Source organism: Pedobacter sp. (assembly GCF_965279535.1).
In the GTDB taxonomy this organism is placed as follows: Bacteria; Bacteroidota; Bacteroidia; order Sphingobacteriales; family Sphingobacteriaceae; genus Pedobacter.
Genome location: NZ_OZ257244.1, coordinates 4,248,754 through 4,273,268 on the forward strand (window position 1 = coordinate 4,248,754; position 24,515 = coordinate 4,273,268).

Consider the following 24,515-nt stretch of genomic DNA (forward strand, 5'->3'; position numbering starts at 1 on the left):
TTAAGCTGTGGTTTTCTTATTAAACAATCTACTGAAGAAGTAGATGAGCAGAAATCCGATAAAAATATATAGTCCGTTTAGGGCCGCATTCGGATCGTCAATATAAATACTAAACGCCACAAATGTATAGGCCGCAATAAAAATTAATGGCAAAACGGGATAGAGTGGGACAGTATAAATGGTTTTTTCATCTAAATGAGCTGTCTTTTTGCGCAATACAAAAATTGTTGCAGCAGAACTGGCCATGCTGATGCTTTCTAAAAAGATGGTGTAGTTTAATATTTTATCAAAAGTTTTAGCATAAAAAATAATGGTTACCGCAATTAGGGTGAAAACGGTTAGGCTAACGGTGATTACATTCGTTTTTCCATTCATTTTACTGAATATTTTGGGCAGTGCGCCCTCTTCGCCCATGGCAAACATTGCCCTGGGATTGCTTAAGAGGTTTACATTAACATACCCCATCACAGAACAAAAAATAATGATGGAGAGCAAATTGAAACCTGCCGGGCCGAATATTTTGGAGGCTAATATGGCAGCTATACTTTCTGCCGATTTAAGATTTTCAAAGCCGATAACCCTAACATAAGCATAATTGAGTGCCAGGTATAAAATAACGATAATGGTTAGTCCAATAATGATAGAACGTGGGATTACCCTTTTCGCTTCTTTCACCTCGCCACCAAAATTGATGGTTTGGGCATATCCTGCAAAAGAAAAGGAAACTGCAATTAAGCAGAGGCCTAAGGCTTTGCCGTAATCAGACCAGGTGGGTAATGTTCCGGCTGTTGTTTTGAATACTGGAGTTGTACTTTGCTGTTCACTTCCAAAGAAAATCGCAGAAATCAAAGTTAAAACCATTACAATTTTGATAATGGTTAATATGTTTTGGGTTTTAGAACTCGCTTTTAAGCCTAAAAGATTAATCAGATAAAAAACCAGGATCGTGGTAATGGCAATGGCTACCCGATAATTCTCTGTTTGCAATGCCTGCGGCAGGATGATTTTACCTACATACTCTGCGCCGATAATTGAAATAGCGGCAACTGATGCGGCACTGGAAATGATCACAATGCAATTAATCGCAAATGCAATAGAGGGATGATAACCAATCGAAAAAATCTTGTAATATCCACCAGTAACCGGAAAGCGAGATCCGATTTCGGCGTAAGTGAGCGCCCCGCAAAAAGCTACAAAGCCACCAATAACCCAGGCTAAATAAAATAATTCTGGTACCTGTGCCTTGGCTGCAACATTTACCGGAGTACGAAAAATGCCCATACCAATCACTAAGCTTACCACAATCATCGATAAATCGAACAAGGAAAGTTGCTTTTTCTGCTGCATATACTTAAAATAAGGAATGTGCGCTCAAGATAAGGAAAAGAAATTATTGCCTGAGGGAATGGTTGAATGATTGGATGAGAGAATGATTGAATGAGAGAATGATTGGATGGGGGAATGGGTATTTTTTTAATGTTGATATTTTATTGTTGACAGCGTCAAAGATTAAATCTATTATTGTATAATATTTCGCTATTTAAAGTTGGAGCTTTAAGTATCAAATCATCTCTAAAAAAATGTCATGTTGAATTAAGGATTGCTACCGACATCCCAACGGTCATGCCGCTTTATGTTTCAGCATAAGGCTTTTCAAACTGACAAACTAAAAAATATTTATGGCAGAAGTAATTTATAACGACGACAGTATTCGATCATTAGACTGGAAAGAACATATCAGGCTACGCCCCGGTATGTACATCGGTAAGCTTGGCGATGGCTCTGCACAGGATGATGGTATCTATGTTTTGTTAAAGGAAATTGTAGATAACTCTATTGATGAGTTTGTAATGGGTACCGGTAAAACGATCGAGATCACTTTATCTGAACAAAAGGTGAATGTTCGCGATTATGGCCGTGGCATTCCTTTAGGTAAGGTTATCGATTGTGTAAGTAAGATAAATACTGGCGGTAAGTATGATAGTAATGCTTTTCAGAAATCTGTAGGATTAAACGGTGTGGGTACTAAGGCGGTTAATGCCTTGTCTACAAGTTTTATGGTTCAGTCTTATAGAGATGGGAAAACGAAGAAGGTAGAATTTGCAAAAGGAGAAATTGTTAATGAGCAACCTGTTATTGATACCACTCAACGCAATGGTACTGCCATTACATTTTATCCGGATGAGAGCATTTTCCGTAACTACCATTATATTCCTGATTTTGTAGAAAGTATGGTATGGAACTATGTATTCTTAAATACTGGCCTTACCATCAACTTTAATAACCAGAAATATTTTTCTGAACGTGGCCTTTACGATTTGCTTTCAAAATTTAACAAGCCTGAAGAAATACGTTATCCGATTATTCACCTGAAAGGAAATGATATTGAAATTGCAATGACCCATGGCCAGCAGTATGGTGAAGATTACCATTCTTTTGTAAACGGGCAGCATACCACACAGGGCGGAACACATCAGGCGGCATTTCGCGAGGCGGTGGTTAAAACAGTAAGAGAGTTTTTTAAGAAAGAGTATGACGCTTCGGACATTCGTTCCTCCATCATTGCTGCAGTTTCAGTAAGGGTTCAGGAACCTGTTTTCGAATCACAAACTAAAACTAAACTGGGCTCATTGAATATTGGTCCGGATGGCCCGTCGGTAAGAACCTTTGTTAATGATTTTGTAAAGAAAGAACTGGATGATTATTTACACAAACATCCTGATGTGGCTGATGCTTTACTGAAAAGAATTTTGCAATCGGAAAGGGAACGTAAGGATATTGCAGGTATTAAGAAACTCGCAAACGACAGGGCTAAAAAAGCTTCGCTCCATAACAAGAAGCTTCGCGACTGCAAAGTGCATTTTAATACCACACATGAAAAAAGATATGAAACCACTCTTTTTATTACAGAGGGGGATTCAGCATCTGGCTCTATTACTAAATCACGTGATGTAGATACACAGGCAGTATTTAGTTTGAAAGGTAAACCACTTAACTGCTATGAGCTAACAAAAAAGGTGGTTTATGAGAATGAGGAATTTAATTTATTACAGCACGCGCTAAATATTGAGGATGGGCTGGATGGTTTACATTATAACAATATTGTAATTGCAACAGATGCAGATGTGGATGGGATGCATATTCGTTTATTAATGATGACCTTCTTTCTACAGTTTTTTCCAGATCTGGTAAAAGCCGGTCACGTATATATTTTACAAACACCCCTGTTTAGGGTTAGAAATAAAAAGGAAACAATATACTGTTATAGTGATGAAGAACGCCGAAATGCAATAGAAAAGTTAGGGGGTAAGCCCGAAATTACTCGCTTTAAAGGGTTAGGAGAGATTTCTCCTGATGAATTTGGTTTGTTTATCGGTAAAGACATCAGGCTCGACCCTGTTATCCTTAAAGATCAAACCATTAAGAGTTTGCTTGAATATTATATGGGTAAGAATACTCCTGACAGGCAGCAGCATATCATCAGAAACCTGCGTATTGAAAAGGATGAAGTAAAAGAAGAGCCAAAACCAATAGACGAAGTTGCTTAAAATTCGGCGTTGATTGTCACAGAAATCAACGCCATTGAAAACTAAAAAAAACACCGCAGTCAAATATGTAATTGTAATCACTTTAATCTTATTGATTTTTGGATTAACAATTAGTTCTTTCATCAACTTCTCTAAGTTACCCTTATTGAAATCGGTTGATAAGATTGTTCAGGTCAAAAAAGACTTCTCCAAACTGGATAGTTGTATTTTTAAGCTCTATAATGCAGAGAACAGTTGCCGGATGTATGTGGCCACCGGAAAAAAAAGTTACTACAATGAATTTGAAAGTGAGATCAGGGCAGTTTCCCTGATCATGGACACCCTCGAACAGCAAAACAGCCACGAAAGGCCAATTTCAGCAGATAGTTTTGAAGAACTTTTGCTTCAAAAAAAAACAAGAACCGCTCAGTTCATTCGCCTTAAAAGGCTTTCTGATAGCTTAATCAATTTTTCCTACCATGTAGACGAGGCAGTGGAGCATAAAGCACCAAAGAGCCATCTGTTCACCGCAAGGCAGTTTAAAAACATTATTCATATCGATACCCTTAAACCTAAAGTAGTTCCTGAAGTTAAAAAGAAGCTTTTAGGTAGAATATTTGCAGCAATATCAAATAAGAAGGAAAAAAAGACAGATACGGCACAATCAACAACGGTGAAAACAACCATTTCTGCTGATACTTCCTCGATTAATGTTGCTTACAATAAACTACAGCTTAAAACCATTAATGATTATTACGCTAATTTATATCAGATCAATACAAAGGTAAAAGACAAAGAGATTGCTTTGCTTGATGTGAATCATTTGCTCATCAATAGCATTGTGGAGGGATTGAAGGAATATAAAAATAAAGAAACAATATATTATTCCACGCTTCAGGAAATTGCCAATGCCTCTATTTTAGAAACCCTTAAAAATATCGATAATTTTAGCATTTTCTTACTGGCACTACTCATCTTACTCATAGTTTTCATTTTTTATGCGATATACAAACTCTATCAGAATGAGAAACAGTTAATCAATTACAGTCATAAGGTTTCCTTAAATGCGAATTCAAAAGGGAAGTTTCTGGCCAATATGAGCCACGAGATCAGAACCCCTTTAAATTCGATTATTGGTTTCTCTGAACAATTAAATCAATTAGACCTGGCCGGAAGACAGAAGGAACAACTCGCTGCAATCCGGAATTCTTCTGTTATGCTTTTAGACGTGGTAAATGATATACTCGATTTTTCGAAATATGAAATAGGGAAGGTGAAGTTAGAAAGGAAGTCTTTTTCTCCCTATCTGGCTATAACAGAGGTGTTCGATAGTATGAAAATTCAAACAGAAATCAAGCGAATTGGATTTGAAATGCAGTGGAATTCAGATAAAGCCATTTTTGTGATTGGAGATCATTTGCGATTGAAGCAGATTGTGATGAATTTATTAGGAAATGCAATCAAATTTACCCAAAAAGGTGAAGTGATTTTAAAAGGAAGTCTGGAACAAGAGCTCTCGAAACAATTTAAACTGAAAGTTAGTGTAATGGATACCGGCCTTGGAATCAGTAAAGAAAACCAAGAGGTTATTTTCGATGAGTTTGCTCAGGTATATTACGCCTCTACTACAGAAATTTATCAGGGTACAGGCTTAGGGCTAGCCATTTGTAAACGAATAGTAGATCTTCATGGAGGAACCATAACGGTACACAGTGAGGAAAATAAAGGTTCGGTATTTTCTTTTGAGCTACCTTTTGAATTGGCTAAAGCAGGAAAGGAAAGCACTTCTATCATTGAACCGAATAAGAACCATACCCTTGCAGGGAAACGAATATTGCTGGCAGAAGATAATGCGCTAAATGTGCTGCTCACCAGAACCATTCTGGAAAAACACAAGGTTGTTCTGGATGTGGCGATTAACGGTAAAGAAGCCTGGAAATTATTTAATGATAATGCTTACGACCTTATTTTATCGGATGTTCAGATGCCCGAAATGGGAGGGGTAGAACTTGCTAAGAAAATCAGGGCTCATGAGGATTACAATAAAAAAGCCTTACCTATACTCGGAATTACAGCCAACGTAATGCATGAAGACCGGATTGTTTACATCCAATCAGGAATGAATGAATTGGTTACCAAACCCTTTCTGGAGCAAGAACTCTTAGATAAGATTATTATGTTTGTTTAGTGAGCTAAAATTGGTTAGGATAGCGTGATAAAGCCTGTTATTGCTATCTCCTAATCACGCACATTAATCGTATCTTCCGGATGTTGTGGTGGTAGTACATCTACCTTCTTCTCTACAATTGTGATTTTAGTATGTACAGCATATTTACTTGGACTTATACCGCCATCGTACTTTTCAGAATAAGCTTGGGTAAATTCTGCCCCAAAATAAAGAATAATTGATGTATAATATATCCACAATAAAATCACGATGATAGAGCTGGCTGCACCAAAAGCCGAGCCTGGATTCCCCTTTTCAATATAAATTCCGATAATATACTTGCCTAAACCAAACAACAGAGCCGTAAACAAAGCTCCAATAATGGCCGATTTCCATTTGATGTTTACATCGGGGAGCACTTTAAATATGATCGTAAATACGGCTGTTACCGCAGCGATAGTGATCACATTATTCAGGATATAAATTAACAGTGCCATGGTATCATTGGCAACCGGAATTACATCGTCTATTTTACTTTCTGACAGAAGTGATACAAGTTTCTCTCCTAAGCCAACCACCACACTATTGATGACCAATGAAACCAGCAATAGGAATCCCATAGAAACTACAAGCGAAAAAGATAAGAGCCTATTGGTAATCATTTTCAGCCAACCCTTTTTGGGGACAGCCTTTACTTTCCAAATAAGGTTGATACTATCCTGAATTTCGATAAAGATTGCTGTAGCACCTACAACGAGCGTTGCGATACCGATGATCAATCCCAAAGTAGACTGGCCGGTTTTATTGGCATTTTCTACAAAGCCTTTAATCTGAAGAGCGGCTTTATCTCCAACCAGCTCTGTTACCTCGACAAAGAATTTATCGCGGGTTTTCATTTTGTCGCCAAAAAATAAAGTGGCGGAGGAGAGTACAATGATAATTAAAGGCGTAAGCGAGAAAATGGTATAATAAGCCAATGAAGCACTTAGTTTAGTAACCCTATCTTCTATAAACCCTTTTCCTGCAGCAATAAACAGGTGGTAAATTGCTATGAAAAAATGCCTTACTCTTCTAACTAACCTCATAAATCTAAAAAGGATATCCGATACCAATATTATAAATTAAATTTTGCTTTCTCCAGTCTTTATTACCGAAAGCAATATCATCTAATACCCAACGCTGACCGGAAGGTAAATATGGTTTACGAATTGGGAAGGCCACATCTAATCGAATAACAAATATAGTTGCATCAACTCGTAATCCGGCCCCGGTACCAACAGCCATCTCTTTAAAAGCATTTTTTAATTTAAATTCAGACCCTGGTCTTGCAGAACCTGGCTGATCAGGGTTCCCTAAATCTTCCTTGCGCAGCCATATATTACCCGCATCAGCAAATACTGCACCATATAAAATACTTACCAATTTAAATCTAAGTTCAGTATTCAGCATCAACTTGATATCTCCTCCCTGATCTGCGAAAAGTGCATCATCTGGAACTTTATAGGTGCCGGGTCCCAATGTTCTGGCCGGAAAAGCACGGATGTCGTTACTTCCGCCTGCAAAAAACTGTCTCACAAAGGGTAGTGATGTACTGTTTCCGTAAGCATAGCCATAGCCTAAATTCAACCGGTTCGCCCATATCAGGTTTCTGTTAATTTTATAATAATCTCTAAAATCGGCCTCTACACGAACAAATTGCGTTAATGGGACATTGAAAATAGATTTCTGGCCCTTTTCATCTTTCGGTACGAATAATCCCCATACATTACCGCCAGTTTCCAAACCTCCAAAGAAATACATGTTATTCCTTCTTGAGTCTTCCATCTGGTTAGTATAAGTAAAGTTGTAGTTGCTTCCTATAATGAATTGCCGTTCTAGTGTAGTTCTTAATAAGGGATTCTCCCTATAGAGTCGTTGTTCAACAGTGTCATTTGGAAAACCCGGTTTTACAAAATTTACGGAGATCGGATTAAATGTATGCTCTTTATACTGGTTTTCTTTAAAGTTATAACCAAACTCGCCTTTGAACGAGCTCAAACTATATTCAGATCCTCTGTTGATAAACTGATAGGATAATGAAGCTATAGTTTTAGGGATGAAAGCATTGGTGCTGTTAGGCTTATAAAAAGGTACAATAAAGCGTGGGAAAGTCAATTTACCTTCCGCGGTAAGCGATAAAGAATTTTTTCCCTGCGATGTTCCTTTAACCTGCGTCTCAAAACCACCGCTCACACTTACATCCAGTTGTTCTGCACCTCTGAATAAATTGCGGGTAGTCTGGGTAACCTTAACTTCTGATCCTACAAAGTTGTTTGATTTACTGGTTCCGATCACAGAAAAACTAAGTGAATTTTTCTTCAGGGGGGTAAGGTATATATTCAGGTCCAACTGATTGTTTTTAAAACTATCAATTGGTAAAAATTCAGCCCTAACATCCTGAAAAGCCCCAATGTTTACCATTCTGTTAAGTGATTGATTGTGATCCTTACGGTTGTAATATTCACCCTTTTGGAAGAAAACCAACCTGTCGAAAAGTCTTGGCTTAAATGTATTCCGGTTATCGTAAATATTAAAGTCGTTATATTGCAAAGGTTTTAATCTGCGTAAAACACTGTCTCTCCTCAAAGTATAATTGGGGTATATGTTAATGTTCTTAATGGTATAAGGCTTTAAACCCGCGTCAGGCGCAATGTCTTTAACCTTTACCCTGATGTTAACCAGGTTTTTGCCAATTGTACTATCTACCTGCAAAATCAGGTACTCAGGACTAAAATAGAAATAACCTGCTTCCTTTAAATCATTATCTATCCGGATGCGTTCATTTTTATAAACATCCAAATCATAAAAGTTACCAACCTTTAGTAAACTCTCTTCCTTGTGTTGGTTAATAATTTTAGTTAACACACCAGTATCGGGTGGAAAGGTGATTTTATTGATTTTATATCTATTTCCGGTGTTGGCTGTATAAATCGCTTTGCCCTTTTTTGCCTTGGCATCAATCACGGTATCTCCGGTTACATTGGCTTGCAGGTAGCCTTGACTAATGAGGTAGCTGGTTAATACATCATTATTATATTTGAGTTTAACCTCACTTAATAATACTGGTGGTTCACCTTTTTTACGGAGCCAATTCTTAAAACCTTTCGGTTTTTTGGGCTCTCCGGCCAGATTGTAAATGGCCAGTTTGTATTTAATCCCTAAAATAGATTTATTAGGACGGGGCCTGGTTTTACTTTCCAGGTCTTCTTTTACCTGCTTCTGATTATCGATTCTGGCCGATGAGTCGGGATTAATATTAACGTCAGCACCCGTATATAGGTATTGCCCGGGTTTAAGTGATTTCGTAGAACTACATCCAGCCCAAACTAAGCAGGCCAGAACAAATAAAGATGGTCTAATTAGTTTTTTCATTAGGTTGTTTTTGCTCCATGTTTCTTAATCTTACTCTTCTCTTTTGGAAAATCTCTCTGAACTTGTTATAGTCTACTACTAAAGTAAAGCCCAGTCCGGTTTCTATAATCTGTCCTTCAATTACACTTTCATTCTGATTACGTCTGTAAGCCCTGAGGCGATATCTGCCATCGGCCGATAATGCGTATTCTACGTTTACATTTCCTGCAATATTGGTTGCATTTTGACCAGGCGCTTGCGGGCCTTCCAGTCCAAATGAGCTACCTACAGTTACCGTTAACCTGTCGTTCAACAATTTTTTAGATAAACCTACCTCCAGATCTGTTTTTTGCTGCAATGACCCTGTTGAGTAATCTTCAGATGAGTTCACGCCAAAGTTCAATTCTACACCCTGAATTAAATCTGATGCCAGATTATTCAGTTGCTCTTCTAATAACTTACTTACACTCGAACGGGCGAGTGTGGACAAACCTCCGCCACCACCGGCTAAACTCTGAAATGGATTATTGGCAATAAATCTTTCAAATGCCAGCAAAGCAAATACTTGCTTATTCAATTCACTTTCGTTTCTGTTAACGTTAATCAATTTGGTGTAAACCTGTCCGTCTAGCGCACCTCGTTCGTTCTCTGGCAAATCTATTTTGAAAGAAATGATAGGTTTCAGTAGCTCACCTTTCATCATCAGGTAAACCTGAAATGGAAGTTTTGTTTTCGCCTGAGCGTAATCCGGATCATTCAACAAATCAATCGGAGCTGCATTTACTTCATAAAGTGCAGTTAAATTTACGTTGGCAGCTGTAGGTTCGCCGGTCCAGATAATGGTACTTCCCTTTACAATTTTAAATTCTCTTTTCACCACCGCAACGGTTAGGTTATAAGAACCGTCAACTACTTCATATCGACCAGTCATGCTCATTTTACCGCTCGGATCCATTGTAAAGTTCAAGTTGGCATCGCCCTTAACTTTTAAATTATCTCCATTGGATGGATCTACAACTACACTTAGTTCAGCCTCAGGGTCAACATTGATGTCGGCAACCAGGTTAAAGCCTTTTATTGGCGATTTACTTATGCTGTCAACTTTTAATGCTTTTTGTCCGTTAAATGGTGGGGCATCCTCATCAATAAACTGAACAATTCCTTCCTGATCAATAATGGCAGGATCATTAGCTGGTAAGGCAAAGAAAAACTTAGTTCCTTTGTTTACTTTTACATTCATTCTAACATCAGGCTGGTTAAGATCGCCACGTACTTTGATGTCACTCGTTACGAATACAGTCCCATAAATCATTTCATTATTTGCGGCTGTAGAGTTGATTAAACGAAAGTTGTTCATCCTAACATCCAATCCAAACTTGTAGTTCTTAAAATCAGTAGTCGCTATTTTTCCATTAATGGTTGCCTTCTGATTTAAGGAATCAATCAATGTGAAGTTATTAAAAACTATTCCTTCGTTATTAAAGGATATCTTCTCATTAGGCATTCGGAAGTATGAGTTTACGTAGGCTACATTAATCCCGGCGTTGTTAAACGTTAAATCTCCCAATACTTTTGGAGCGGTAAGGTCTCCCTTAACTGTAAAGGCACCACTCACATAACCTGTTCCGTTTTTAAGCTGCCCAGCTGATAAACTTTCTACGTTTTTAAGCTCTATTTTATCAATGTTAACCGTTAGATCCAATGCACTTTGGGGTGCTGTATAATAAAAGCCATTCGCCCGCAGCTCATGCACACCTGTTAGTGCTACATTAACCTCAAAAGCATTTTCTGTGTTGTTATTTACAGCAATCCGTAAGGTGCCCAACTCATCTTTCAGGTAACGTAATTGGTCAACGGTGAGATTGGCTTCAAATTTTGGGGTTGTTGCCAGATCCTTAACATTCGCTGTACCGTTTAATCTTCCTCCTACCAATGTAGTATCGGTTTCGGCAAATTTAGTTAAGGTTTCCAATTGGAAATCTTTAAACTCCACTGCCAAAGGGGCATTCGGACTTGTGGGTGTACTGTTAATGCTTAACGACTGACCACTGTTGCTGATCTGAAATTGATTAACCAATATGCCTGATGTACCAAATTGAATGTAGTTTTCTGGTGAAACTGACCATTTCTCATAGTCAAGCAACAATTTTTGTGGATCGAGGCTGAATTTATAATCTTTTTGTATCGACTGGAATGTACCACCGATAACATATTTGTTTTTCAGTTGTCTATCTCGCAAAAATATGTTTACACCCAGGTTGTTGTTGGCTGCTTCACCACTAATTTCGGTATTAAATAATGCAATTGATGGGCTCTGCATACTTTTTACCGTTAATCCATAATCAATTTTATGGTTATCATTGTTGATATTCAAACGGGTGCTGTCTACCTTATAATCTCCATAAACGATTTGAGGAAAGTTCCCCTGGATCTGTAAACTATCCTTTTGGGTATCAATTAAACCATAAAACTGCGAAGGTTTAAACACGGTTAATTCCGGTACAAATTGTTTCAGTAATTTAGAATCGTAAATCTGAACAGCAAACCTTAAGCGTTGGTCGGGGATTTTGGTCACTTTACCAAAAGCATAATATTTATTAATCTCATTGATAATGGCATTACCCACCTGACTCAGCTGATATTTACCATCCACCTGGGCAGATAGAATCTCCGATTTAAGTGTAAGCTCGTTCGCTGTAGCACTAGATTTGGCCCTAACAAAGATGGTATCTACGTTAATTCTCTGCTGATCTTTTACCAGTTGCAAACCCGTCACATCCACTGATCCATTTAGATAATCAACATCTGCAGTTTGTAAATCAACTTTTACAACGCCAGCCGCGCTTAAAACGGTCGGACTAAAATTTAAAGCCTGAAGGTTAACTTGTTTTAGGTTTAAATCAGCCTTTACTGCAGGGTATTTGCCCGCTAAATTAACGTTGGCCACTAAATTGAAGTTAGCATTGCTATCGGGCATGCTACTTTTAATATTAACCTTCTGATTACTATAGTTTCCGGCCAAGCTAAGGTTTCGGTAAGTATATTTATTGTAATAGGCACTTAGCACTTTGGCATTAAACTTAGCATTAATTTTTTTAGGATCTAAGCCTGTCCCAACAACATCTGCTTTTACAGAAACGCGTCCGAGTTTAGGTTGCATTTTTAAGAGTCTGCCTACATTGAAGTTATTCAGACTTACATTTGCCTTATAGTTTTCTCTACCTTTTGGCCCCTTCATTGCTGCGCTCAGAACAGCAGCACCCATATCGGTTTGGATATTCATATTGGTGTTAAAATCTGTCATTGAGCCTTTAAAATTCCCTTTGGCATTAATCACATTGGGTAATTCTATAGAAGGAGGAAGAGATTTTTTAGGAACAGCTACAAGGATATCACTTTTAGTGAGGTATAATTTCTTAATATTTAAATCAAGGAAGGTTTTGTTAATATCTGGCAAACCTTTAGCTTTTCCACTAATATCAATCTGAGTATTTTTCAAGCCGCTGATTTGCAGGCGTGGGATGTTTAAATTATTTAAATAGCCATTAACGTCTGCATTTAATTTGATTTTTTCATTGCGGTAATTCGCTGGCACCGCATCACTAAAAAATGCTGCATCTTTTAATCCTATGGTTGTATTTTTAAAATTCAAACTCAATTTAACTCTTTCTGGATGCTTGGTTAAATCTTCCATTGAAGTGAAATTCAGCTCTGTAGCATTTTCGATCGTAGTGTTGGGTGTTTTGAGTATAAAGTTCGCCAGTTTGATCATTTTATCATTGTATACCGCATCACCTTTAAGCTCGTTTAAAACAAATCCACTTTTTTCTTTGAGTGAGCCATTTTTTACGTTGGCTTTGATGCCTGCTGCGCTATAACTAACATTATTTGCTCCTAAATTTAATCCATCAATTTTTAAGTGGTTAAAATCCATTCCCTTGGCAAGGGGTTTAGCACCTAAATTGTCAAACTGAACAGTATTGTCTGCCAGGCTTATGTTTTTGATAAACAATGCCAGTGGGGAAGTTTCTGCTACAACGGTATCCTTTACTTTCTTGAGATCGTTACTTGGCGCTGGTTTAAAAGCAAAAAGTACATTGGATTTATTCAGATGTGCATCTTCCACCTCATATTTGCTTTTAGTTAAATCAACCTTTAAATTAACCAGACCCAGGTCATTAACATCTGCAATGGCTTTTGTTGTACTGATTTGGTCGTCATAATTAACTTTTACCTGTTTAAAAATAAATTGTTGCACCTCAATCAAAGGCAATTTACCCTGTTCAATGTGGGCGCTGTCTACACTATTGGTTATATGCTGCACCAGCTGTGTAAGCGGTTTTTGTTGAATATATTTGAGGGAAGTATTGTTAAGGGCCAGCTCCTGGATGACATAGTGCTGATTGGCTAAATCAAAATCTTTTATCCTGGTTTTAAATGCACCCAGATAAAGTTTCACATTGTTCCCTGCTACATCGTCTACATAAGTAAGGCCAATATCCTCAAAGGAAACTTTATCTACCGAAAATTTAAGTGTTGAAGTGGTATCTTTGTCTACCTTTTCCTCTGGCTTTTTTTGCTCAGTCATAAAAGCATCTACCAAAAAGGAAAAATTAAAAGTAGTATCCGGGTTAGTACGTTTTACATTTGCACGTACAGTCTTTAGTTCAATATTATTTACTTCTACAGTGTTGTTCAATAGTTTAAAAAGACTAATGTCAACAGCCAGTTTCTGTGCGTAGAGCAGGGTGTCGCCTTTCCTGTCTTCAATGTAAAACTTATTCAATACCACATCCTTTGGAAGTGCAATTTTTATGCTCTCCAGGCTAATCTCCGTTTTAGTTTTCTTTTTAAGGTAGTTGATCGCTTTACCTTTAACAAAATTCTGGACCGCAGGGATATTTAATGATAGGGCAAGTGCTACCACGAGTATGATGATACTGGCGACAACCCAAAGTAAAATTTTTAAACTTTTACGTACGTATTTATTCAAAGCCGAGGGTGTTTGGTATTTACTAAGTGCTAAAAGTATGCCATCCAAATTAAATAATGGATGAATTCATTAAATAATACAAAAAATAGCTTAAATTGTTCGCCCGCCGTATAAATTTAACATTGCACGGCTTTAATTTACTAAAAATGAAGTCAATAAATTTAAACATATCTTTTGAACAGTATGACCAATTGAGCGATTTGAACGAATTGGATAAGACACTTTGTGGTTTGGCCGAGCAGGCGTTGGCTGGTTCTTATTCTCCATACTCTAAATTCAGGGTAGGTACGGCAATTAGGTTATCTACCGGTGAAATTGTGTTGGGAAGTAATCAGGAAAATGTTGCCTATCCTTCTGGTCTTTGTGCAGAAAGGGTGGCACTTTTCTCTATCGGGTCTAATTATCCTAATGCAGTAATTCAGAGTATGGCGATTACCGCTCAAACAGATGCATTTGAGATTTTGCAACCCGTAACCTCATGTGGAGGCTGTTTGCAAGTGATGGTTGAGTTTGAACGGAGGCAGAAATTACCCATCGAAGTAATTTTTTATTGCCTTAACGGAGAAATTTTAAAAGTACCCAGTGTAAAGAGCTTGTTGCCCTTCGCTTTTGTGGAGGAGAGATTAGAAGGATAAACTGAAGTAATGTTTATATTTGACTTTTTAGTCTATATGAAACCTTATTACATTCTATTCCTTTTAATTTCTTTTCCTTCTATTCTTCGGGCACAAGCCGCATTAAACAGCAAAAACACCTACAAGATTGTTTATTCACGGCCTTTAGCTGGAAGGCCTGGCGGAGATCAGAATGCTGTGGTTGTAATTGCCCATGCTGAACAAAATCTAATCAGTACTGCAAGTATTTTAGCCGGAAAAGCCAGATTCCCTTTTGAACAAAGCGTAATTGTTAAACCGGAAAATAATTTGTTTCAGGTAGCAGATTTAAGCGGAATAAATAAAATTGCTACAGAAGATCCCTCTGCTATAGCTAAACAAAATTTCGAAATCACAGCAGAAAGCAAAGTGATTTTGGGATATACCTGCAAGAAAGCGATTACTGTTGTTAATTCCAATAAAATTGAATTGTGGTTTACAGAAAAGGCTGCTATCAAGGCAGCCCCTACTGTACTGGGCCAAAATTTGGGTCTGGTTTTAGAGCAGGTACGCAATGGCAATATTATGCTAACAGCCACCGGGATAGAACCAATTAAAAACTACCAACCAGTTGATGTGGCTTCATTGAAAAAAGTATCAACTGATCCTTTAAATTACAAGGATTTACTTTGGAAAAGCAGGTTCACTACATTAAACATCTTCAATAATGAAACAATTAATTTTGTTGATAAACCACAATCAAACGATAGTATTTTTAGGTTTGCCGGTGGAACTGTAATTGCCAGGAAAGTAAAATTTCCAGCCGCTACAGTAAAACCGACTGTATTTGTTGACTTAACAGAACAGTCTAATGGCGATGCCTATGATCGGACGGGTTCTGTATTTGTAATCCCAACAGATAAGAAAATTAGTCTGCTGGATGCATTGAAGGGTTCAGTAAAACAATTGCCAGTGTACGATAATGGCAATGGCACTCAATATCAGGGCGTAGTGGCCACTGAAAATTATAACCCGGTAATCGAGTTGATGAGATTCTTCACACCATTTGGGGTAGGGAAATATAACGACCTTAAGCTTAAAGATAAAACCTGGGCCGATAAAGTTTATTATCGTCAGGATATTTCAGATTTATATCCCGTATTAAATAACAGGGAATTGTGGGTTGCCGTATTTGTTGGTAATTATGATAAAGGGGGACACAAAGTTTCTTTGAACATCACGATACATCAGGATGGAAGATCTGATGTAAAAAAGGAAACCCTTATTCCTTTGTTTAATTCTACGAATGTGATGGAAATGGCAGGACAGGAATACGGTACCATGTTTAGTAATGATAAAGGGCTGGAGGTTACATTTAACCTGCCTAAGGATATAAAGAATGCTAAACTTCGGTATATTACAACAGGCCATGGTGGCTGGGGAGGGGGAGACGAATTTGTTCCGAAAGAAAATACCATTTGGTTGGATGGGAAAGTTGCTTCAGCATTTACACCATGGAGGCAGGATTGTGGCTCTTATCGATTATCGAACCCTGCATCCGGTAATTTTGAAAGCGGTTTATCTTCCTCTGATCTGAGCCGATCGAATTGGTGCCCGGGTACAGTTACCAACCCAAATCTGATCGCTTTAGGAGATTTAAAGGCTGGCAGCCATACCATTAAAGTAACAATCCCGCTCGGAAAACGAGAAGGAAACAGTTTCAGCGCCTGGAACGTTTCGGGTATTTTGATTGGAACAGAGTAGTTTGTACACCTTGCTGAGCAGTGTAATTTGTATGCCGCGGTGTTTAAAACTTATTTTTAACAGAATTTAATGATATCTTATATTTACAATCATCAATAATGCGATTTCTTAATGAGTGAAGAACTAGACCAAAACATAAACGAAGAACACAAACATACCATAACGCCAATTAACGGTTTATACGAAAACTGGTTCCTCGATTATGCGTCTTACGTAATTCTAGATCGTGCAGTTCCGCATATTAATGACGGTTTAAAGCCTGTGCAACGCCGTATCATGCACTCGCTTAAAGAAATGGACGATGGCCGTTTCAATAAAGCAGCAAACGTAATCGGTAATACCATGAAATATCACCCACATGGGGATGCTTCTATTGGTGATGCCATGGTGCAGATAGGCCAAAAAGATTTACTGATTGATATGCAGGGTAACTGGGGTGATCCGGTTACAGGCGATAGCGCTGCTGCACCACGTTATATCGAGGCCCGGTTATCTAAATTTGCGAATGAGGTAGTTTTTAATCCCGATACTACCAATTGGCAACTGAGTTATGACGGACGTAATAACGAGCCAATTACTTTACCTGTTAAATTTCCTTTATTACTCGCACAAGGTGCAGAAGGTATTGCAGTAGGTTTGGCAACAAAGGTAATGCCGCATAACTTTATTGAGCTGATAGATGCATCTATTGAATCTTTAAAAGGTAATCGCCCAAATATTCTTCCCGATTTCTTTACAGGAGGTATGGCCGATTTTTCTGCCTACAACGAAGGACAGCGCGGGGGAAAAATTAGGGTAAGGGCAAAGATTACTGAGAAAGATAAAAAGACTTTGGTGATTACTGAAGTTCCTTTTAGTACCACTACAGGTTCGGTTATCGACAGTATTTTATCTGCAAATGATAAAGGAAAGATCAAGATCAAAAAGATCGAAGATAATACGGCTGCTAATGTAGAAATTGTGGTGCACCTTGCACCTGGTATTTCACCTGATGTAACCATAGATGCACTTTATGCGTTTACAGCATGTGAGGTTTCCATTTCTCCAAATACCTGTATTATTAAGGAGGATAAACCACACTTTATGAGTGTGAATGATATTCTGATTGAAAATACAAAACACACCAAAGCACTGCTAAAAAAAGAATTGGAGATTCGACTGCATGAATTGCAGGAGAAGATTTTCTTCAGCTCGCTGTTAAAAATATTTATTCAGGAGGGGATGTATAAAAATCCTGAATATGAAAATTCAAGTAATTTTGATACGGTTGTAGAAGTATTACATCTGTTGTTTGAACCTTTCAAACCCGCTCTTTATCGCGAAATTACACCAGAGGATTTCAAGAAGTTGATCGATAAGCCAATGAGTAGCATCACGCGCTTTGATGTGAAAAAGGCCGACGAACAGATGAAAGCCCTCGAGGATGATATTAAAGTGGTTAAAAACCATTTAAAACACCTTACCGATTATGCCATTGCCTGGTATCAGAAATTAAAAGATAAGTACGGTAAAGGCAGAGAACGTAAAACGGAAATTCGATTGTTTGATCGTGTGGAAGCGGCGAAAGTGGCTTTAGCTAATGTGAAACTTTTCATGAACCGTGAGGATGGATTTATCGGATCTGGTTTACGTAAAGATGAATTTGTAGCAGATTGCTCAGATATTGATGAAATTATTGTTTTCCGTGAGGATGGAAAGTGCATTATCACCAAAGTAGCGGATAAAACGTTTGTAGGGAAAGGTATTATTCATGCCCAGGTTTTCAAAAAAGGAGACGAACGGACCATTTATAACATGATTTATAAAGATGGCTCTAGCGGTACTTCTTATATCAAACGTTTTGCTGTTGTTGGGGTAACCCGCGATAAAGAATATGATTTAACCAAGGGTACAAAAGGCTCTAAAGTGCTCTACTTTACTGCTAATCCTAATGGAGAGGCAGAAGTAGTAAATGTCGCTTTAAAGCCACATTCGAAGCTCCGCAAACTGCAGTTTGATTTAGATTTTGCTGAAGTTGCTATCAAAGGCCGTGGTTCACAGGGTAATATTGTTTCTAAATATCCTGTTAAAAAGATTATTCTTAAAAGTAAGGGCGTTTCTACTTTGTCTGGATTAAAAATCTGGTATGATGATCTGTTAAAACGACTAAATGTAGATGGTAGAGGTAAATATTTAGGTGAATTTGATGGTGATGATAAAATTCTGCAAATTCATAAGGATGGATATTATGAACTGAGTTCTTTTGAATTAAGTAACCACTTCGATGACGGCTTGATCCTGATTCAAAAATTCGATCCGGAGAAAGTTTTTGCTGCGGTACATTACGATGGAAAGGCACAGAATTACTTTGTTAAACGATTCGTTTTCGAGTCCCAATCTGTTGGTAAAAAAGTAAGCTTTATTAGTGAAGAGCCTAAATCTAGGTTACTATTCTTAACTGCGCATCCTGCATCCAAAATTATTGTGGATGTATTAAAAGGTAAAACACAAATTCCCGAAACACTGGATTTGGTTTTAGCCGAAATGATAGATGTTAAAGGTTTAAAAGCGAATGGTAACAGGCTATCTCCACACGATGTACAAAAAGTGGTGCTAGAAGAGCCAGAAGAAGAGCTTGAAGAGGAAGTTGTGGATACAGACGAAGAAGGAGAATCAACGGAAGAAGCGGTTGAAAACGATGCGATTGAAAGTGCGGCTGTTGAAACAGAAGCGGAAGCAGGGAAGGATGAAGAAGTTGTTAATCAACCTGTTGTTAAAGAAAAGCCGAAATTTGAACGCACAGAAGCACCTGTGGTAAAAAAGGAAAAACCAGCTGAACCTGAACCCCAGGTAGTGGAAAAACCTGCTTCAGCAACTCCAAAAAAGGAAGAAACAAAAGTGGAGGAGAAGCCTGCGAAAAAAGTTGATTTCGAGATCACTAATCCTGATGATATCGATATGGATGATAAAGGTCAGCTAGGGCTTTTTTAAGCCATTTTTGTATAAAATACTTATTAATTTATAGGTCGGCCAGTGTTCTACTGGCCGATTTTTGTTTCTAGCCCCTGCCATGGTTTTAAGTTCCTGAATTTAAAACCTATATTTGCCTTACTCAAAGGGGTGCTTTTGTTTTTAAGATCTTTTAGAAACAAATGGCTGAGATTATACCCATTTTATTGGTCTGTGGATGACGAGTGGTTAAGGAGTTTGTATCCTAACCTTTTACCTTTAAATCCTATTCCTTTAAATGAACCTGATTCGGATAATGCCGACGTAGGAATTAAGACTTTCGCTGTTTGAACCCCTTACAACAGTTTAACTATTTTTTAGCTTTGGAGGCTATTGTATTGCAATGAATTTTCAAGATTGGTTGAAGCTTTTTGAAGAGCAGATTTTAAATACGTCATTAATAGAGTGGTTTGCACTTGCATTTGGGGTATCAGAAGTTTTGCTGGCCAAAAGAAACAGCGTTTGGTTATACCCAACAGGAATCATTTCTATTTGTTTGTGGATGTTTTTGTTGGTTAAAGTAGATTTATATGCTGAAACGCTCTTAAATATCTATTATCTGGTGATGAGCATCTATGGCTGGGCCATATGGAAAACACGCGCTCAGGATGCCGAAAACCAGGTAGAATGGAGTAACCATAAAGAGCTAACCATAGCTGTACTTATCTCAACCTTCGGTTTTTTGATATTATACCTTGTATTGACGAATTTTACTAAGTCTGATGTGCCAATAATGGATGCTTTCGTGTCGGCTACAGCATGGGCAGGAATGTGGCTCCTTGCTAAGCGTAAAATAGAAAACTGGATATTTCTCAATATTTCTAATATTGTAGCCATTCCTTTGTTATTTCATAAGAAATTGCCACTTATGGCGTGCTTAACTACTTTCTTATTTGTTGTTGCCATATTCGGCTTCCTTGACTGGAAAAAAATTATCGATAGAAAAAAATTAAAATTAGCCTGATGGAAGATGTGATTGCAGTAAACTGGAAAGAGAAGGTAAAGGAATATGCAGCCTCCTCAGAAGAAATGGGCGCTTTGCATCCGGAAATCTTAGCTTTAGCTTATCAGGAAAACTGGTTTAAACTTTTTGTTCCTGAAGTTTACGGGGGCGCAGGAAAGCAACTTCCAGAAATTTTAAGATTAGAAGAAGAACTTGCGCAAACAGATGGAAGCTTAGGCTGGACAGTAACACTCTGTGCGGGTGCTGCCTGGTTTGCAGGCTTTTTGGATGTAACGCTGGCAGAAGAGATTTTCGCTGATCCTAAGGTATGTTTTGCCGGAAGTGGTGCGATAGGAGGCACGGCTGTTAAAACCGCCTCAGGCTATCTTGTTAATGGCTTCTGGAAGTATGCCAGTGGTGCATTGCATGCAACTATTTTTACCGCCAACTGTATTTTAAAGCATAGCGATGGATCTGATGTATTGGATGAATCGGGTAATCCTGAAATAAAATCATTTATCTTAAAAAGAGATGAAGTAAAAATTATTTCAGGATGGTCTTATTTTGGCCTGGTAGCTACAGGTAGTCATGCTTTTGAGGCCGTAGATTTAGCAGTGCCGGAAAACAGAACTTTTGTAATCAACAATGATATTCAAGTTACGGATTTGGGATTTGACTACCCTTTTTTACAATTGGCAGAAACCACCCTGGCGGTAAACAGCCTCGGCATGGCTAATCATTTTGTTCAACTCGTAGAACATTCTTTTTTATCCCGGTCCGGATTAAACAGATACACACCGGCACAGATTGAGTTTTTTGAGGCAGAACTAGATGCCTGTAAACGAAATTTAAGTGACTTAAGAACAGTATTCTATAAATGTTTTGATGAATCCTGGGATCAGTTAATTAACAAAGGACGAATTTCAGAGTTGAAATTAACAGAACTTAGCAAAAGGAGCAGGTTATTAGCACATGCATGTAGATCAACATCAGATACACTTTTCCCTTATTGTGGGCTTGATGCAGCAAAAAAAGAAACAGAAATCAATAGGGTCTGGAGAGATATTCACACAGCAAGTCAGCATGCATTACTAACCTTCTTAGATTAGGTAAGGTACTCTGGTTTCATTTTCTCTTTAAATTCGCTGGCAAACTTGTTTAGTTTGGGCTGAATGACAAACGCACAATAAGGTTTGCCCTGATTATCGTTGTAATAGTTTTGATGATAGTCTTCTGCTTCATAAAATTCAGTAGCTGGAACCACTGTGGTAATAATTGGCTTATCAAAAACCTGCTCTTCACTCAACTGCTCAATCATTTGTTGTGCCTGTAACTTCTGCGTTTCATTTTCATAAAAAATTACGGAACGATATTGAGTACCAATATCATTTCCTTGCCTGTTTAAGGTAGTAGGATTATGCGTTTTAAAGAAAATCAAAAGCAGTTCATTAAAGGAGATAATTTCTTCATCAAATGCAATCTGTATTACTTCGGCATGCCCTGTATCACCATTACAAATTTCCATGTAGGTTGGGTGTTTAAGAGACCCACCCATATAACCAGATATTACGCTGTCAACACCTTTTAAGGTTTGAAATACGGCTTCAGTGCACCAAAAACACCCTCCGCCCAATGTCACTTTTTGCATATAGCAATAAACGTAAAATAAATCATAAAGGTTTTATAATGCCATAAAAAAAGCCCTACTTTTTAAAGTAAGGCTAATTTATTATTGATATTGAATATATATCGGTTTTGGTGTGAGTTTGATCAACTCCTCTGGTGTCATCATTCTGTTAGGAGCCTTTTTAAGGTCGTTTTTATAGAACAATTTGAATCCTGTAAACTGAACAGGTTCGCCGTAAATGAAATGACGGTAGGTTCCTTTTTTCAATTCTGGTTCACCCCATCCATCCATGTGCATTACAATTTGTACTTCCGGACGAAGCTTAATGTTTGCTGAGTTGGTTACCATTTTACGTGTAAAGCGGTGTACCACAAAAACTTTCGGAGGAAGGTTATATTTCTTAACCATATCGGCAAGGTAACCAGAAACGTAGTTGATATCTGCAGCGTCATAAGTGCCAATTCTTTTTCCTGGTAGTGATCCATCTTTCATAGAAAACTCCGGATCGATACCCAGGTGAACATAAGGTAATTGCAGGTATTTTTCAATGTGCGGCAATTCGGCTTTGATATTACTCAATGCTACCTGAAGATCTAAGAATACAATCGTATTAGGCTGCATTTTTGCAATCTTTAAGACAGAATCAATCTGTTTGTTTCCCATACGGTTAATGTATTTACCATCTTTACCAGGAGTTCCGCTGGCAACCGCTGCAATATAGTGCAAACCGGGTTGAACCGGAGTACTTGGATCAACCTTCTGCCAGTGTTTTACTTCTGTGTTTAAACGTTGCCACATTTCTTTAGGTGCATATTCGCCTAAAGCACCCATTTTCTTTGAGTGTAAGTTGCCATAGTAAACAACAATACGTTTGAAAGGTAAAATAGCACCAGCTAAAGGATAAGGCTGTTTCTTTACCGGCCATTTGCCTGTGGTATCACCATTTGCAAGCTTTTTTGTTAAGGAATCATAAAGCTTTGGATCAACAGGCTTCATAACATTTTCTGTCGAGTCTGTTTTTTTCTTCGTTGAATCTGAAGAGAAGATTTTGCCAATACCGCTAGTGCTTTTGCCGTCTGACTGGCAATTTGCAAATAGACTGATTGCGGCAAAACCGAGTATAAGTGTGCCCGCTAAAGGTTGAAATTTCATAGAATATATTAGGGATTAATGTTTATGCAGTTTTATCGAATCTGAAATGGATGAAAGTAGTACGGAAAAGCGATAGTTCAAAATAAATTAATTAACATTTACACATTACAGAATTTGCCAAAAACGCCTAACGGGAGTTTAGTACCTGCTGATGCCTGTAAATATAGTTCTCCAGTTTCCAGATTTTGAACTTTTGGAAAAGAAGTCCTGATCAGATTTTCTACAATTACGGATGAAAAACCCAAAGAATAAGTGTTCAAAATTAAAAAATGCTCTTTTTCATCTAAAAGTTGTACTACATCCTGCATCATCTCCTGGATATGATCTTCTAATTTCCATTTTTCACCATTAGGTCCGTGTCCGTATGCTGGTGGATCAAGGATAATTCCATTGTATTTTTTACCTCTCTTAAGCTCTTTTTTCACAAACTTTAAGGCATCCTCTACCATCCAGCGGGTGTTCTTCAGTCCAGATAGTTCCTGGTTTTCATTCGCCCAGGTAACCACTTGTTTAATAGAATCTACGTGTGTTGTTTCTGCTCCTGCAGCATTGGCAATTAAAGAGGCCGCTCCGGTGTAGGCGAAGAGGTTTAATACTCTGGGCTGAGGGGTTTTAAATTTTTTAATCGATGAAGAAATATAGTCCCAGTTTACCGCCTGCTCAGGAAATACACCCACGTGTTTAAATGAGGTGAGGCCTAAACGAAGTTTGATGGCTACTTCATTGTTTTTATATTCTACATGCCAGCGATCGGGAATAGACTGGTTTTTCTTTACCCACTCTCCAGAGGTTGCTGATCTGCCCCTGAAGGTAATATTAGCCGTTTTTTTCCACTCTTGTTCAGATAATGTTTTTTTCCAGACCGCCTGAGGCTCTGGTCTGATCAAAATGACATTGCCAAATCTTTCTAATTTTTCAAAATCCCCGCAATCTATCAGTTCGTAATCTTTCCAGTGGGTTGGGGTTAATAATTGTATCATGTATTAAAATAACTTAATTTCTGATGTTGATCATCAGTTATGAGTGATAATTCTTCAGTTGATGCCTGTGCAATGATTAATCTGTCAAAAGGATTTTTGTGGATTAATGGGAGAGCCAGATAGGTATGTAAGTGTTCCTGCTTAATGTCAATAATCCTGATCTTTAAATCCCTTATCAAATTATACATCTCTTTCAAATCCCGTGTTGCAAAAAGTTTTCCGATGTTAATTTTGACTGTTATTTCCCAGAGACTGGCAACGCTTAAATATTTATGATTTCTTCTATTTTCTATGAGTTTTATTATCTTTTTATCAAGATCATTTTAAAAAATCAACGAAATCCACGATCCCATTAACCATGTTTTCGGGTGAAGTTTCCAGTTTATCGATA

The 24,515-nt window shown here is 37.9% G+C and carries 15 protein-coding genes; 7 read left to right on the plus strand and 8 right to left on the minus strand.

Going from position 1 to position 24,515, the window contains the following annotated elements; translation table 11 throughout:
- Positions 1-1,347: an APC family permease gene (locus ACQY77_RS17510; protein WP_421941009.1), complete on the minus strand. Its 1,347-nt coding sequence runs from the start codon at positions 1,345-1,347 to the stop codon at positions 1-3.
- A 332-nt stretch (positions 1,348-1,679) separates the two neighbouring features.
- Here ACQY77_RS17510 and ACQY77_RS17515 point away from each other — a divergent pair, with 332 nt between their 5' ends.
- On the plus strand, positions 1,680-3,548 hold the full coding sequence (locus ACQY77_RS17515) for a DNA topoisomerase IV subunit B (RefSeq protein WP_421941008.1): 1,869 nt from the start codon (positions 1,680-1,682) through the stop codon (positions 3,546-3,548).
- Positions 3,549-3,561: 13 nt separating this feature from the next.
- Entirely contained in the window at positions 3,562-5,715 is a 2,154-nt protein-coding gene (locus ACQY77_RS17520) for an ATP-binding protein (protein WP_421941007.1), read from the plus strand.
- Between the two features lie 50 nt (positions 5,716-5,765).
- Here ACQY77_RS17520 and ACQY77_RS17525 read toward each other — a convergent pair whose 3' ends face one another.
- Genes ACQY77_RS17525 through ACQY77_RS17535 form a run of 3 tightly spaced genes read right to left on the minus strand, consistent with a single transcriptional unit; the run spans position 5,766 to position 14,077 of the window.
- The gene (locus tag ACQY77_RS17525) at positions 5,766-6,779 is read right to left on the minus strand and encodes a YihY/virulence factor BrkB family protein (protein ID WP_421941006.1); all 1,014 of its coding nucleotides are present in this window, start codon (positions 6,777-6,779) and stop codon (positions 5,766-5,768) included.
- A 4-nt stretch (positions 6,780-6,783) separates the two neighbouring features.
- Positions 6,784-9,105: a BamA/TamA family outer membrane protein gene (locus tag ACQY77_RS17530; protein ID WP_421941005.1), complete on the minus strand. Its 2,322-nt coding sequence runs from the start codon at positions 9,103-9,105 to the stop codon at positions 6,784-6,786.
- A complete protein-coding gene (locus ACQY77_RS17535; protein WP_421941004.1) occupies positions 9,089-14,077 on the minus strand; it encodes a translocation/assembly module TamB domain-containing protein in 4,989 nt (1,662 codons plus the stop codon). Before ACQY77_RS17535 ends, ACQY77_RS17530 begins: the two co-directional genes overlap by 17 nt.
- A gap of 146 nt (positions 14,078-14,223) precedes the next feature.
- Here ACQY77_RS17535 and ACQY77_RS17540 point away from each other — a divergent pair, with 146 nt between their 5' ends.
- The 5 genes from ACQY77_RS17540 to ACQY77_RS17560 all read left to right on the plus strand — a co-directional run bounded on the left by ACQY77_RS17540 (position 14,224) and on the right by ACQY77_RS17560 (position 21,474).
- On the plus strand, positions 14,224-14,712 hold the full coding sequence (locus tag ACQY77_RS17540; RefSeq protein WP_421941003.1) for a cytidine deaminase: 489 nt from the start codon (positions 14,224-14,226) through the stop codon (positions 14,710-14,712).
- Positions 14,713-14,748: 36 nt separating this feature from the next.
- Positions 14,749-16,434 carry a PNGase F N-terminal domain-containing protein gene (locus ACQY77_RS17545; protein WP_421941002.1) on the plus strand — a complete coding sequence of 562 codons (1,686 nt, stop codon included), beginning with the start codon at positions 14,749-14,751 and terminating at the stop codon, positions 16,432-16,434.
- A 111-nt stretch (positions 16,435-16,545) separates the two neighbouring features.
- Positions 16,546-19,404 carry a DNA gyrase/topoisomerase IV subunit A gene (locus ACQY77_RS17550; RefSeq protein ID WP_421941001.1) on the plus strand — a complete coding sequence of 953 codons (2,859 nt, stop codon included), beginning with the start codon at positions 16,546-16,548 and terminating at the stop codon, positions 19,402-19,404.
- Between the two features lie 361 nt (positions 19,405-19,765).
- The gene (gene pnuC, locus ACQY77_RS17555) at positions 19,766-20,386 is read left to right on the plus strand and encodes a nicotinamide riboside transporter PnuC (RefSeq protein ID WP_421941000.1); all 621 of its coding nucleotides are present in this window, start codon (positions 19,766-19,768) and stop codon (positions 20,384-20,386) included.
- Complete coding sequence (locus ACQY77_RS17560) at positions 20,386-21,474, plus strand: acyl-CoA dehydrogenase family protein (protein ID WP_421940999.1); 1,089 nt, start codon at positions 20,386-20,388, stop codon at positions 21,472-21,474. The genes pnuC and ACQY77_RS17560 overlap by 1 nt, the downstream gene beginning before the upstream one ends.
- Here the strand turns inward: ACQY77_RS17560 and msrA are convergent.
- From msrA to ACQY77_RS17580, 4 genes are all read right to left on the minus strand, one after another.
- Positions 21,471-22,013, minus strand: coding sequence for a peptide-methionine (S)-S-oxide reductase MsrA (gene msrA / locus ACQY77_RS17565; RefSeq protein WP_421940998.1), 543 nt, complete (start codon positions 22,011-22,013; stop codon positions 21,471-21,473). The two genes, ACQY77_RS17560 and msrA, sit on opposite strands and share 4 nt — an antisense overlap.
- An 81-nt stretch (positions 22,014-22,094) precedes the next feature.
- On the minus strand, positions 22,095-23,144 hold the full coding sequence (locus ACQY77_RS17570) for a hypothetical protein (protein ID WP_421940997.1): 1,050 nt from the start codon (positions 23,142-23,144) through the stop codon (positions 22,095-22,097).
- A gap of 98 nt (positions 23,145-23,242) precedes the next feature.
- Positions 23,243-24,124, minus strand: coding sequence for a class I SAM-dependent methyltransferase (locus ACQY77_RS17575; protein WP_421940996.1), 882 nt, complete (start codon positions 24,122-24,124; stop codon positions 23,243-23,245).
- Positions 24,121-24,429 carry a type II toxin-antitoxin system VapC family toxin gene (locus ACQY77_RS17580; protein ID WP_428430148.1) on the minus strand — a complete coding sequence of 103 codons (309 nt, stop codon included), beginning with the start codon at positions 24,427-24,429 and terminating at the stop codon, positions 24,121-24,123. The genes ACQY77_RS17575 and ACQY77_RS17580 overlap by 4 nt, the downstream gene beginning before the upstream one ends.
- Between the last annotated feature and the right edge of the window lie 86 nt (positions 24,430-24,515).

Coding starts and splice junctions, on each gene's coding strand:
- ACQY77_RS17515 (WP_421941008.1), top strand. CDS start 1,680: ATGGCAGAAGTAATTTATAACGACGACAGTATTCGATCATTAGACTGG.
- pnuC (WP_421941000.1), top strand. CDS start 19,766: ATGAATTTTCAAGATTGGTTGAAGCTTTTTGAAGAGCAGATTTTAAAT.
- ACQY77_RS17530 (WP_421941005.1), bottom strand. CDS start 9,105: ATGAAAAAACTAATTAGACCATCTTTATTTGTTCTGGCCTGCTTAGTT.
- ACQY77_RS17525 (WP_421941006.1), bottom strand. CDS start 6,779: ATGAGGTTAGTTAGAAGAGTAAGGCATTTTTTCATAGCAATTTACCAC.
- ACQY77_RS17540 (WP_421941003.1), top strand. CDS start 14,224: ATGAAGTCAATAAATTTAAACATATCTTTTGAACAGTATGACCAATTG.
- ACQY77_RS17575 (WP_421940996.1), bottom strand. CDS start 24,124: ATGATACAATTATTAACCCCAACCCACTGGAAAGATTACGAACTGATA.
- ACQY77_RS17570 (WP_421940997.1), bottom strand. CDS start 23,144: ATGAAATTTCAACCTTTAGCGGGCACACTTATACTCGGTTTTGCCGCA.
- ACQY77_RS17545 (WP_421941002.1), top strand. CDS start 14,749: ATGAAACCTTATTACATTCTATTCCTTTTAATTTCTTTTCCTTCTATT.
- ACQY77_RS17510 (WP_421941009.1), bottom strand. CDS start 1,347: ATGCAGCAGAAAAAGCAACTTTCCTTGTTCGATTTATCGATGATTGTG.
- ACQY77_RS17560 (WP_421940999.1), top strand. CDS start 20,386: ATGGAAGATGTGATTGCAGTAAACTGGAAAGAGAAGGTAAAGGAATAT.
- msrA (WP_421940998.1), bottom strand. CDS start 22,013: ATGCAAAAAGTGACATTGGGCGGAGGGTGTTTTTGGTGCACTGAAGCC.
- ACQY77_RS17550 (WP_421941001.1), top strand. CDS start 16,546: ATGAGTGAAGAACTAGACCAAAACATAAACGAAGAACACAAACATACC.